This is a genomic window from Enterococcus sp. R12 (genome assembly GCF_058135755.1).
In genome coordinates this window covers 1,665,009-1,678,446 of sequence record NZ_CM176874.1, presented here as the reverse complement: position 1 = coordinate 1,678,446, position 13,438 = coordinate 1,665,009, and the positions used below count along the sequence as shown (strand labels likewise).

Annotated in this window: 10 protein-coding genes; 1 reads left to right on the top strand and 9 read right to left on the bottom strand. The window is 43.3% G+C overall.

Annotated elements, in window-relative coordinates; all coding sequences use genetic code 11:
* Positions 1-274 precede the first annotated feature (274 nt).
* The 4 genes from glmM to nifJ all read right to left on the bottom strand — a co-directional run bounded on the left by glmM (position 275) and on the right by nifJ (position 7,591).
* Complete coding sequence (gene glmM, locus ACTW1R_RS07715) at positions 275-1,630, bottom strand: phosphoglucosamine mutase (RefSeq protein WP_005225959.1); 1,356 nt, start codon at positions 1,628-1,630, stop codon at positions 275-277.
* A gap of 39 nt (positions 1,631-1,669) precedes the next feature.
* On the bottom strand, positions 1,670-2,761 hold the full coding sequence (locus ACTW1R_RS07710) for a CdaR family protein (RefSeq protein ID WP_005225958.1): 1,092 nt from the start codon (positions 2,759-2,761) through the stop codon (positions 1,670-1,672).
* Positions 2,758-3,639, bottom strand: a complete 882-nt coding sequence (gene cdaA / locus ACTW1R_RS07705) for a diadenylate cyclase CdaA (protein ID WP_005235688.1) — start codon at positions 3,637-3,639, stop codon at positions 2,758-2,760. The genes ACTW1R_RS07710 and cdaA overlap by 4 nt, the downstream gene beginning before the upstream one ends.
* 268 nt (positions 3,640-3,907) lie before the next feature.
* Positions 3,908-7,591 carry a pyruvate:ferredoxin (flavodoxin) oxidoreductase gene (gene nifJ, locus ACTW1R_RS07700; protein WP_271812996.1) on the bottom strand — a complete coding sequence of 1,228 codons (3,684 nt, stop codon included), beginning with the start codon at positions 7,589-7,591 and terminating at the stop codon, positions 3,908-3,910.
* A gap of 227 nt (positions 7,592-7,818) precedes the next feature.
* Between nifJ and ACTW1R_RS07695 the strand changes: the two genes are divergently transcribed.
* Positions 7,819-8,334: a DsbA family protein gene (locus ACTW1R_RS07695; protein ID WP_016610143.1), complete on the top strand. Its 516-nt coding sequence runs from the start codon at positions 7,819-7,821 to the stop codon at positions 8,332-8,334.
* A gap of 86 nt (positions 8,335-8,420) precedes the next feature.
* Here the strand turns inward: ACTW1R_RS07695 and whiA are convergent, their stop codons facing one another.
* The 5 genes from whiA to ACTW1R_RS07670 all read right to left on the bottom strand — a co-directional run bounded on the left by whiA (position 8,421) and on the right by ACTW1R_RS07670 (position 13,344).
* Positions 8,421-9,356, bottom strand: coding sequence for a DNA-binding protein WhiA (whiA, locus tag ACTW1R_RS07690; RefSeq protein ID WP_015509605.1), 936 nt, complete (start codon positions 9,354-9,356; stop codon positions 8,421-8,423).
* A gap of 18 nt (positions 9,357-9,374) precedes the next feature.
* Complete coding sequence (locus ACTW1R_RS07685) at positions 9,375-10,376, bottom strand: gluconeogenesis factor YvcK family protein (protein ID WP_010748165.1); 1,002 nt, start codon at positions 10,374-10,376, stop codon at positions 9,375-9,377.
* Positions 10,373-11,263, bottom strand: a complete 891-nt coding sequence (gene rapZ, locus ACTW1R_RS07680) for an RNase adapter RapZ (protein WP_005225952.1) — start codon at positions 11,261-11,263, stop codon at positions 10,373-10,375. Before rapZ ends, ACTW1R_RS07685 begins: the two co-directional genes overlap by 4 nt.
* Before the next feature lie 113 nt (positions 11,264-11,376).
* Complete coding sequence (locus tag ACTW1R_RS07675) at positions 11,377-12,087, bottom strand: amino acid racemase (RefSeq protein ID WP_489927551.1); 711 nt, start codon at positions 12,085-12,087, stop codon at positions 11,377-11,379.
* A 3-nt stretch (positions 12,088-12,090) separates the two neighbouring features.
* On the bottom strand, positions 12,091-13,344 hold the full coding sequence (locus tag ACTW1R_RS07670) for a carboxylate--amine ligase (protein WP_016610145.1): 1,254 nt from the start codon (positions 13,342-13,344) through the stop codon (positions 12,091-12,093).
* Positions 13,345-13,438 lie beyond the last annotated feature (94 nt).

The window sequence follows — 13,438 nt, the reverse complement described above, 5'->3', positions numbered from 1 at the left end:
AACCGAATTGGTTATCTTCTGTATAATAAAAAGAACTCCTCGTTCGATGACTCGATCGTTCATAGGGGTTCTTTTTTTCTTGTCTACTGCACAACAAATCCGAAAAGACTTTTAAAAGCAACTATCCTTCGCAAGGCTTGCCCACTGCGTCTCCTCTGTTAAGCGTTGCCGACAAAATCGTTGACAAGTTTCTCTAATTCGCAAGTTGGCTTCTTGCTGGTAAGTAGACAAAAAAGACGACCAAAGACATCCTTTGGTCGTCTTACTTCTTTATTTATTCCGCACCGATTTCCTCTCGAACGACCGCTGCGATTTTTTCTACATAGTAATCGACTTTTTCAATGGTTGGCGCTTCTGCCATCACCCGAAGCAATGGTTCTGTTCCTGAAGGACGAACCAAGATACGGCCTTCGCCGTTCATTTCTGCTTCTGTCTCTTCCACGATTTTACGGATAGCTGGAACATCCATCGCGCCATTTTTATCTGTCACTCGAATGTTGACAAGTTTTTGTGGATAGATTGTTACCTCTCCTGCTAATTCCGACAGTTTCTTGCCCGTTTGTTTCATGATATTCAATAGTTGAATTCCTGATAGCAAACCGTCACCTGTCGTATTGAAATCTAAGAAAATCATGTGACCTGATTGCTCGCCACCAAAATTATAATCGTTTTTACGCATTTCTTCGACGACATAACGGTCACCGACTTGTGTGATGACATCTTTCAGTCCAATTGCTTCCACTGCTTTATGGAACCCTAAATTGCTCATGACTGTTGTCACGATCGTTCCTTGGTTCAAGCGCTTTTGCTCCGCTAAATATTTCGCACAGATATACATGATTTTATCGCCATCAACGATGTTTCCTAGTTCATCTACTGCGATGACCCGATCACCATCTCCATCAAACGCAAGACCAGCATCCGCCCCTTTTTCAACGACAAATTCAGCTAACGCTTCAGGGTGAGTCGATCCCACACCATCATTAATGTTCAACCCGTCTGGAGACGTCCCCATTGTGAAGAATTCTGTTTCTAGATCGGCAAACAAACGATTGACACTTGTTGCTGTTGCGCCATTTGCTGCATCAACACACACCGTGATTCCTTCCAAATCATCAGGAATCGTTTGACGTAGAAATTGAGAGTATTTCAACAACCCTTCTGGAAACTCATCCACCGTTCCTAAGCCATCGGCAGAAGGACGTGGAAGTGTGTCTTCCGGCGCATCAAGTAATGCTTCAATTTCAGCTTCTTGTTCATCGACTAATTTAAAGCCATCATTCCCGAAAAACTTGATGCCATTGTCTTGTGCAGGATTGTGAGAGGCAGAGATCATTACACCTGCACTCGCTTTTTGCACTTTCGTCAAGTACGCAACACCCGGTGTAGAAATAACACCCAATTGGAATACCTCGATCCCGACAGATAATAGTCCAGCGATCAATGCATTTTCTAGCATCTGTCCAGAAATCCGTGTGTCCCGTCCCACCAAAACACGGGGACGGCGGTCCCCAGTTTCATGCTGACTTAATACATAGCCGCCGTAACGACCTAATTTAAATGCTAATTCAGGTGTCAGCTCCTTGTTCGCTTCTCCTCTAACACCATCAGTACCAAAATATTTTCCCATTTTAATAACCTCTCTTATTCATTCTCTAAAGTCAAACGACTAAGAACTGCTTGTCGTCGTGCTGCTTGCGGAATTCTCTGTTTGTTCTTGCGTCGTGTCGACTGTCGAAGAATTGGCTTGAGAATTCGCACTGTTCGTTGCTTCATCGCCATCATTGTTTGATTGATTCTCAGTAGTTGTTTCTGCAACCGGAGTGATTTGGATCGTCACTACTGTTGGATTGATCGTTGTTCCCTCTGGTACTGGAATCGTTACTGTCCGTTCGGTCGTGGTTGTGATCTCACTAACATCCACTGGGACACCGATCTGCTGGGTCTCATCCAAAATACTTTGTGGTCCTGTTAGCACCGCACTGATACTACTCATCCGGTAGATGTAATGAGAGATCCCATCTGGTGTTGTCCCCTGTTGAGTGACAAACAATTCAATTTCTTTGCTTGGTGCTTCCATCATCAATGCCACATCGACCGAATCTGGCTCAGGAATGATCGCTAAAGGATTGTTTTCACTATCCCAAGCCTCGATCGTTCCATCCACCGTGATCGAATCGCCAGTAATATCATCTGGATTCACGATCGCTACCACTCGGTCAATTTCTGCCAGTGTCTTGTCGCCAGTAGTGATCTCTACTTCTTGCGGTTCAACACTCATTGAATCAACGCCGTAACCACTCGTTGCTCCATCAGTCGAGATGACTGGCTCAACGGTAAACGTTTGGGTGACTTTTTTCTCGATCGTCACAGTGACGGTTTTGGGTTCGATTTCGGCTGTCACACTTGAGCTAAGATTTTTCACTTCTAAAGGGACCTCATGGGTTCCTTCATCAAGTCCAGTCAAATCAGCAACTACTCGAAAGCTCCGCGTTTCCTCGCTACGTTCAGCATTCAATTGCACCCGATTTCGACTAGACAAAGTCACGTCTACTGTTGTTTCAAATCCTTGGATAAAGTATTCATCTGTGTCATAGGTGGTCTGAATCGGTACATTATCGATCTCTTCCTCATAAGGATTTGAAGTTCCTGCAAGGTTGACTTGCAGGCTTGATCCGCTGGCGATGAAAAACAGAACCAGACTAAAGAACAGCGCTAGTATACCATAAAATACGTTTTGACGACGTTCTTTCTTGATCATTTTCTTCCTCCTTTGTTGACCCCTTCAAAGAAAGATTGCAGCAAGTTGCGTTTACCAGGCTTTTCTTCTGGCACTAATTCGCGATTCAACACGTCGAGATACTCTTGTCGCGAAAGCTCAGTAAGCATCCGATTATTCAGGGTAATACTGACGTCTCCCGTCTCCTCTGAGACGATAATGGTCAACGCATCACTAACTTCTGAAATCCCGACAGCCGCTCGATGGCGCGTCCCAAATTCTTTGGGAATCAACGGACTTTCTGACAGTGGTAAGTAGGCACTAGCAACAGCGATCTTATCATCTCTTAAGATGACTGCACCATCGTGTAGCGGTGTATTGGGAATAAAAATATTGATCAGTAATTCGCCCGTCACGTCCGCATCTAAAGGAATCCCCGTTTCAATATATTCTTCTAACCCCGTCGTCCGTTCGATCGTGATCAATGCACCAATTTTTCGTTTTGCCATATATTGAACAGCTTTGTCCAACGCTTGGACCAACACTTCATCCCGTCGTTTTTCATTCTTAGAAGTCTTGAAGAAAGAGCTACGGCCAAGATGCTCCAGCCCTCGTCGAATTTCTGGTTGGAAAATAACAATCGCGGCGATCACCCCATATGTGATGACTTGATCCATCAACCAAGATAGCGTCTTTAATCCTACGATACCTGCCAAAAACCTTAGAACAATGAATAGGCCGACGCCTTTAAACAACTGGATCGCTTTTGTTCCTCGCACAAGCTGGATTAGCTTATAAACCAAGTACCAAACAACGATCACATCTAAAACATTTACTAAAAATGACCAAGAAAATATATCAAATGAGAGCAATTCTCTCCAATAATCTAAATTAAAAAAATCCCTGAAATTTATCAACATAAACAGCCTTCCTTTATTCTTAAGACTTCAGATAATAGTATAACATAGGACCTCTTCAAAGATTTGAAAAAAAACAAATTTATGAAAAAGTTTTGAAAAAATAAACAGCTCTTTTACTTAGTTTACCATTATCCTGAAATCATTGTTTGTCAAAGGTCTTAGAAGATTTCATCTAAACGAGCTTCTTGCACTCATTTCTTAGGAAAAACAACAAATGACCCTAAAAAACGGGTCAAACCGTTTTTCAGGGCCATCCCTCAGCGAGCGATTACTCTTGCTGACGGCGCTTTGCGCGCGCTACACGCCGTGCTGCTCTTTCAGCGAGCTGTTCTTCGCTTAACGGCTGTTTTTCTCTTCGTACACGCTCCGTTTTTACTGCCGTTGGTTGTTCTGCATCAGTACTTACCTTTTTTTCAAGCTTTGCTCGTATTTTTTCTTCTTGACCTGCTAAGCGGGCATAGTTGTAGAAACGAGTTTTCGCATCTGAAACGGTTTTTTCAAACAATGCTTGCGCCGCATTCGGATTGGCAGACTGCAAGGATGCAAATCGAACTTGTGTCTGCATAAAGGCAGGCATTTGATCAAATGCTGGCTTTTTGAAGTCGAGTGTCATTGGCTGTTTCCCTTTTTCTGTCAACAGCGGGTTATAGTGGTAGAGACTCCAATACCCCGATGCAACTGCTTCTTGTGCTTCTTTCAAGGATTGACGCATTCCGCCTGCAAGACCGTGGGTGATGCATGGCGTATAGGCAATGATGATTGACGGTCCTGGGAACCGCTCGGCTTCTTCAAAGGCTTTGATCGTTTGCATTTGATTGGCACCAGATGCGATTTGTGCGACATAGACATGTCCGTAGGTCATCGCCATCATTCCTAAATCTTTTTTGGAAACAAACTTGCCACTCGCAGCGAATTTAGCAATGGCCGAAGTCGGTGTCGCTTTAGAGACTTGCCCCCCTGTATTAGAATAGACTTCATTATCTAACACGAGAATATTGACGTCTGCACCAGAAGCGAGAACATGATCGATACCGCCAAACCCAATATCATATGCCCAGCCGTCACCGCCTATCATCCATTGGCTTGGCTTAACAAACAAATCTTTCTCCTGCAAGATTTTGTTCAGCTGAGGTGTTGTGGCAGCTTCAGCTTCTAAGGCGGCGATCAATTTTGCTGCTCGCTGTTGCGTCCCAGCACTTTCTTCTCGATGAAGGTCCCAATCATCAATCAAAGCCTGCAATTCTTCTGATACATTGGCTTTCAACGACTGCAGCTGGGCCGCTAATTTCTCCCGTCGGGTTTGGTTGGCTAAGAACATGCCATAGCCATATTCGGCATTGTCTTCAAACAACGAGTTTGACCAAGCTGGCCCTTGTCCTAAGTGATTGGTTGTATAAGGGGATACTGGTGAGGTTCCACCCCAAATCGAAGAGCAGCCGGTCGCATTGGCGATCATCATGCGATCACCAAACATTTGGGTCAATAGTTTCACATAGGGGGTTTCCCCACAGCCCGCACAAGCACCAGAGAACTCCAACAAAGGTTTATTGAATTGAGAGCCCAAAACAGTTCCTGGTTTTGCTGGATTTTCTTTTTGACGTAAAGTCATCGCAAAAGCCCAATTTAAAGCTTGTTCTTTTTGTTCTTCGTAAGGACGCATCGTTAAAGCTTTCCCTTTGGCGGGACATGCTTCCACACAAAGGCCGCAACCTGTACAATCTTCAACGGAAACTTGAATTCGATATTTTTGCCCATTCGCGCCTCGCATCTCTCTGACGATAAAGCCTTCAGGTGCTTCGGTTAATTCATCTTCATCTGCCAAAAACGGACGGATCGCCGCATGAGGACAGACAAAAGCACACTCATTGCACATGGTACAGCGATCTGATAGCCACTCGGGCACTTCAACAGCGATGCCCCGCTTCTCAACCGCTGTTGTCCCGACAGGGATCACCCCTTCAGTCATTTGATTTCGTACGAGGGTACCCACGCTTAGTTGGTTGCCTTCTTGACGGTTGATGGGTTCCACGATTTCCCGCACAAATTGTGTTGTAGCAGTGGATGTCCTCTTCGGTACTTCGATCGTTGCCCACTTGCTTGGAACAGGGATTTCTTGTAATAATTCGATGGTGCGATCGATGGCTGCTTGGTTCTTTTCAACGATCGCCATCGATTTGTGCCGATAACTTTTCAGCGCCTCTTCTTTTAAAATCGGCAAGATTTCCTCGGTCGGAATGATGTTTGCCAAGTAAAAGAAGGCTGTTTCCATCGCGGTATTGATCCGCCCACCTAAGCCGACTTCCATTGCCAACTGCATGGCGTTAATGGTATAAAAACGGATCTCGTTTTCAGCAAGATAACGTTTCATTTTCTTCGGTAAATTTTTTAAGATTTGCTCTTGTGACCAGGTCGTATTTAATAAAAAGGTTCCGCCTTTTTTGAGTCCTTTCAGCAAATCATACGTATGCAAATACGCAGGCGTATGACACGCAACGAAATCCGCGTGTTCGATCAAATAGGTAGAACGAATGGGGGTGTCCCCAAATCGCAGATGAGAAACCGTTAGACCACCAGATTTTTTCGAATCATAATGGAAATAGCCTTGTACATATTTTTCGGTATGGTCACCGATGATTTTGATTGCTGACTTATTTGCCCCGACGGTCCCGTCAGAGCCGAATCCCCAGAATTTCGCTTGGAAGGTGGATGGATCAGTTAGATCTAGCGTGCCCTTTGATGGCAACGACAATTGCGTCACATCATCCGTGATCCCAATGGTGAAGCGTTTCTTTTGGCTCGCTTTTGGCTTGAGCAATTCGTCATAAACGGCAACGATTTGATCAGGCGTCACATCTTTTGACCCAAGACCATAGCGTCCACCAATGATCGTCGGCCGAATCGCTGCATCATACATGGCACTTTGCACATCCAAAAGCAAAGACTCGCCATTGGCACCAGGTTCTTTGCTGCGATCCAATACAGCGATACTTTTAACGGTAGCAGGCAGTTTTTCTAAGAAGACTTCTAGTGGGAATGGTCGATACAAATGGATCGACAAGACCCCCACCTTGCGGCCTGAAGCGCATAAATGATCCACCGTTTGCTGGATCGTTTGCGTCGAGGACCCCATCGAAACGATGACTTCTTCGGCGTCCGAAGCACCATAATAATCCACTAAATCATAGTTGGTTCCTCTTAAAGCATTGATTTTTTTCATGTAAAAACGAACGATCTCAGGCAATGTTTGATAATGCTGATTGATCGTTTCCCGCTGTTGAAAATGGATATCAGGATTTTGATTCGTTCCACTCGTCGTCGGGTGATTCGGGTTCATGGCTTTTTGTCGAAAGGCAGTCAATTTTTCATGATTGACCAACTGTGCCAATTCCTCATAATCTAAGACCTCTATTTTTTGAATCTCATGACTGGTCCGAAACCCATCAAAAAAATTTAAAAATGGGATATTGGCTTCGATAGCTGCTAAATGAGCGACTGGCGCTAAATCCATTACTTCTTGGACACTGCTTTCCGCTAACATAGCAAAGCCTGTTTGTCGGGTGGCCATTACATCGGTATGATCTCCAAAAATATTCAAAGCATTGGTGGTCACTGCTCGGCTGGCGACATGAAAGACGCCTGGCAGCATTTCCCCAGCAATCTTGTACATATTTGGTACCATTAATAAAAGTCCCTGGGATGCCGTATAGGTCGTCGTTAAGGCGCCCGTTTTTAATGAGCCGTGAACCACACCGGCCGCCCCTGCTTCAGATTGCATTTCAACCACTTTCACCGGCTGCCCAAAAAGATTATGCTTTCCTTGAGCAGACCACTGATCCACTAATTCAGCCATGGTTGAACTAGGGGTTATCGGATAGATCGCCGCAAGTTCCGTAAAGGCATAGGAAATATAGGCTGCTGCCGTATTGCCATCCATTGTTTTTCTTTTTCTCATCTATATAACTTCCTTTAATCATCATTTTGCACAATAAAACACAATTCATTATAGCTGAAAATCATGGAATATAAAAGCACAGTCAGGGGATTTTTCTTAATTTCGTGAAACGAAATACATAGTATTTAGCTCATTCTCCTCCTCTTTTCACAGACTTAAATCAAAAGACCTGAGGCTTTTCTTTCAGTAGAAACTTCGGTAAACTAAAAGAAAAAGGAGGAATCTTAATGGATATTTCAATCATCAAAGCACAGGAAACAAATGCGGTAACAGGGATACATATCGGAGACCCTTCCGCTAAACCGATCGTCGAATTTATGAATTTGCGCTGTCCTTATTGTCGGCAATGGTTTGAGGAATCGTTACCGATCTTAGGTGAAGCTGTCGCAGCTGGGAAACTACGCCGTGTCATCAAACTATTCGACAAAGAAAAAGAATCATTGCAACGAGGCAATGTGATGCACCGATTTGTTTCCAGTACAGATCCTCAGGCAACGATCGCTGAGATCACAAAAATTTATCAAACACAAGACGAATGGGGTCATTTATCTTTACCTGAAGTGGCAGAATATGCGAAAAATACCTTAGGGCTATCTGAACAAGACCATCCTGCGATCGCAGGAGAAATTGTGGAAGAAGCGAAAAACGCCAACATTCAATTTGTGCCAACGATTATATTAGATGGGCACATTTTTGATGAATCAATCTCTGCTGAGGAATTAACTGCATTGATCAATGAATAACCACTAACAAAAAACAGGAGCTGATTTGACGCGAACTTCCACGTCAAATCGGCTCCTGATTTTTGATTCATTTTTATTCCATTCGACTAGCTGACTTGTTCCCGAAGATGATCCGCAAATTCATTGATTTTGCGAATGCGATGATTGATTCCTGATTTCGAGATCGCTCCTGATGGAATCATTTCTCCTAGCTCTTTCAAGCTGACCTCGGGATGTTCCAAACGTAATTCGGCGATTTCTTGCAGCTTTTCAGGTAAAGCTTGCAAGCCAACTCGATCTTGAATAAATTCGATATTGTCGATCTGCTTCGAAGCAGCGTCGATCGTTTTGTTCATATTGGCGGTTTCGCAATTCACCAAACGGTTGACTGAGTTACGCATATCACGCACGATCCGCACGTCCTCGAATTTCAGCATGGAATTGGTGGCACCGATCAGTGTCAAAAAATCAGCGATTTTCTCAGCGCCTTTCAAGTAAGAGATATACCCATTTCTGCGTTCTAATGGACGGGCATTCAATCCATATGCGTTTAGCATATCGCAAATATCTTGGTTATGCTCCTCGTAGATGGAATAGATCTCTAAATGATAGCGGCTGGTTTCTGGATTGTTGATGGACCCAGATGCCATGAAAGCGCCTCGTAAATAGGAACGCATTTTTTGAGTATTGCCCATGATCTCATCAGAAACATGGCTTTGAAACATCAGCCCGTCCATGATATCTAAGTCCAAAAGCACGCGCTGTGTATCTTGCTTCAAACGAACGATGTAAACGTTGTTCTTTTTTAATTTCATTTTACGACGGACCAGCAATTCGCTGCGCACGTCGTAATGATCTTTTAGTAACGAATAGATGCGTCTGGCGATCGCCGCGTTTTCTGTTTGAACGTTTAAAACAAATTGTTGGTTGTTGATACTTAATGACCCATTCATCCGAATCAAAGCGGCCAATTCTGCCTTGGCATGTTCGCGATGAACTTCTAATGCGGTCAATTCTTTTTTTACTTCTGCTGCAAAGGACATAAAAAAATCCCTCCTTTCTTAGATTTTGGCCCCGTAAACGATACGTAGAAGTTCTTCAATCACTTTATCTCCGTCATGAAAAACTCCGCCATCTCTAAGCTCCAGAAAGTCAGCTGAAATGACACGGCTGGCTTCTTCTCGCAGTCCTTGGAAATCGTGTTTCACTTGTACAAGATATTCATCATAAATCTCTGGGTCCATATACCCTTCTGGAACTTTCTCGGTGTTGACTAACACCGTATCAATAAAGGGTTTGCCTAAATGCTTATGCAGGACCCGCACATGGTCGGCATCACTAAAGTGTTCAGTTTCACCTTTTTGGGTCATGATATTACAAATATAAACCGTTTCAGCTTGTGTTTCCAACATTGCTTGGCCGATCTCGCTAATCATGAGATTGGGCAAAATACTAGTAAAGAGACTACCAGGACCCAAGACGATCATATCTGCCTCCATAATTGAAGAAACAACTTTACGAGCTGCTTTCGGCTCATCATTATTTTCTTGATTACGAACAAAGACCCGATCGATCGTTTTGCGATCAACCGCGATCTTGGACTCTCCTACCGCTTCGGTGCCGTCTTTAAAAACAGCGTGCAACACCAATGGCAGATCTGACGAAGGATAAACTCGTCCATCGATATGCATGATTTTTGACAAAATTTGAATGGCTTCATAGGTACTGCTGCGCATTTCAGCAATCGCCGCAATAATCAAGTTCCCCAGGGCATGATTGGCTAAAAATTTGTCTTCGGCTTTAAAACGGTATTGAAAAATATCATTATACAGTTGCGGCATATCAGATAGAGCCGCCAAAACATTGCGCAGATCCCCCGGTGGCGAGATAGAGGAAACCAAATTGCGAATCTCGCCGCTGCTACCGCCATCATCAGCGACCGTGACGATCGCTGTGATGTCGACACCCTGATTCCGCAAGCTCTTCAGGATGACTGGTAACCCAGTTCCGCCACCTACCACAACGATCTTCGGCTTTCTGATCCGGTACGTTTTCATTTTCATGAACGATTCACCGTCTCTTTACGCTTATCTTTGTCGCGATGAGTAATATTGACGCGATAGTCTTCTGCCAAAACCGCACCGATGCGCTCAGATAATGCAACTGAACGGTGTTGGCCCCCAGTACAGCCGATAGCCACCGTCAAGCTGCTTTTGCCTTCCTTGACATAGCCTGGCATGATCGTTTGCAACAGTGTACTAAATTGCTGATAGAATTCTTCCGTTTCTGGAAAAGACATGACGTACTCATACACGGGTTCATCTTTGCCTGTTAAGGGACGCAACTCTGGAATGTAATGGGGATTCGGTAAGAAACGAACATCCATCACAATATCAGCATCGATCGGCAAGCCATACTTGAAGCCGAACGAAAGTATTTCAATACGAAACCCTGTCTCATGAGAAGCACGAAATTCTTGATTGATTTTTTCTCTCAATTGCCGTGGGGTCAGGGTCGTTGTGTCGATAACAATACTGGCACGCGTCTTCAAATCGTTTAAGATCGCTCGCTCTTTGCGAATGCCTTCCGTAACTAAGCCATCCATCGCTAATGGATGTGCTCTTCTCGTTTCTTTGTATCTTGACACCAATTCATTGTCCGATGCATCTAGAAAGAGCATCCGTGTGTCGATAAAATTCGTGTTTTCAATATCGATCAGCATACTTTGGATTTCTTCAAAAAACGATCTTGAACGCAGATCGACAACTAAGGCAATTTTTGTCACTTTTCCTGATTCTTTGATCAGTTCCCAAAATTTAGGGATCAAGCTTGGGGGCATATTATCGATACAAAAGTACCCCATATCTTCAAAACTCTGGATCGCGACCGTTTTGCCGGCTCCGCTCATCCCAGTAATAATGACCAATTCTAAATGATCCACTTCAGTCATAGGTAAAACTCCTTTCTGAAACAACTCTATTATATCATGCCGGGCGTATCATTGGAACACTGGCATAAAAAAAGACGTTAGCTCAAAAAATGCCGCTAACGTCGCTATCAGCTTTAGATTGCTTGGCGATTTGCCAATGCTTTTTCGATCGTCCGATCAACTAAAATCGATTGGGCATCGACGACTGGATACGGATTATCAGCCACAAATTCATCCATCAAGGACAACTCGGTACATCCAAGCACTACGCTTTCACAGCCGATACGTTCGGTGACTTCTTCCAGTATCTCAAAGTAAAGTTCTTGATCCAAATGATCATTTTCTTTGATTCGATCATAGATCAATGTATTGACCTTTTTTTGGATCGTCGGCTCTGGAAGATAGACGTCAAGTCCGAACTTCCGCAATTCTTTCTCATAGATGCCGGCTTTGACACTGCCTTCTGTCCCAAGAAAGGCCACTTTTCCAGTGACGCCTTTTTCAAAAACGACTTTCGCAGCCTCACGAGGCATATGCAAAATCTCGATCTCAGTGGCAGCTTGCAGCTCATCAAAAAAATAATGGGCGGTGTTACAAGTCAACACAATAAAATTTGGCTTTAACAAATTTTGTTTTTCGATGTCGTCCATTAAATATGGAACAGGGTTTTCTAACGTGTTGTCTAAAATATATGCCGTCCGATCTGGGACTGTCGCATGATTGAATAAAACATAGTTCAAGTAATCTTGGTCTTTATGGGTCTGTGTCCGTCGGTTTAAAATGCGGACAAAACTTTCCGTCGCTAACGTTCCCATGCCGCCTAAAATACTAAAAAAATTCTCCATCTTCTAGCCTTCTTTCGTATGGAAATACGTTTTGAATCGTTTGTTGTACAGATGGAACATTCTCTTTAATAGAATCCAACGCTTTAGAGATAAATCTTCTTTGTAAAAGACAGTCGTTCCCCAGCGATTTTCTGCTAATAATTTTTTTGCTCGTTCTTTCGCAGGATTTTCTTTTGCATAAGTCAAGAAAATATTTTTTGGTACCCCTAGCCATAATTTCGCTTCAGGTGCGTCAGCTTTGCCATAAACCGTTTCTGTGTATGGTTTTTCGAAGACTAAATCCTCTGTGATGAACTTCGCCAGATTCAATCCGCTTAAGGTAATAAAGAAACTGCTTCTTCCTTGACGCAAGTTGATTTCAAATAATTTATATTGACCGTCTCGCGCATCATATTTCAAGTCAAAATTGGCAAATCCAACATATTCGATCTCTTTTAAAAACTTACGGATCATTTGATAGATTTGATCATTTTCATCTGGAATGATCACGACATAATTCCCAACAGCTCCAGGCGTTGGATCCTCTAATAAAGGATGACCTAAGCCCATCACGCGAACTTCGTGATTCTCATCAACATAGGCATTTAAGACCCGCATGTTGCTGTCATCGCCAGGAATAAAATCTTGGACGATCATTTCATATTGATAACCCGCTTGATAAATGCGAGAAACGATTTCTTCAAATTCTGTTCGATTGTCAATAATGAAGGCTTTTTTGCGCCCTTCAAAATCAACTGACAGCCACGCGACACTATTTGCTGGTTTCAAAGCCACAGGGAAATCAAAAGGCAGCTCTCCTTTGAACGTTCCTTCCGTCAACAGTTCAGGTGTTAAAATGAAGGTCTTAGGATAAGGCAAGCCATATTCCTCGCAAACTTCGTAAAAACTGACTTTATTGATCAACCGTTTTAATAAGGAATAGTCATTGGCAATAAAGGTATAATAAGGCTTCAATTCTTCTTTATGCTTCGCTAACAGTTCTGCATAGCCATCGCCGCAGGGAATCAATAAATATTTCATGGCAGGATCGTTGTAAGTATTTTTTCCTAACTTGATCAACGTCTCAGTGAATCCTGGATCATGGTCAAAACCTTCCACTTGATTGATTGTAACAATTTTACTAAAGCGGGTTGGCGCAAGTTCCGCACCAGCATAAGCAACTGATTGAATGCCATATGCTTCGTGGAATGCTCTGGCCATACCATAAACATTCATATCGCTTCCTAATAATATGGGAAGAAAATTTTCCTGACTCATCAAAAATCACTCTCTCTTTTGAATACGAAAAACGACCTCTCTCGTTTCGTTTAATTACAATAGAATTATAATACCACAAAGAAAAAAGCAATCA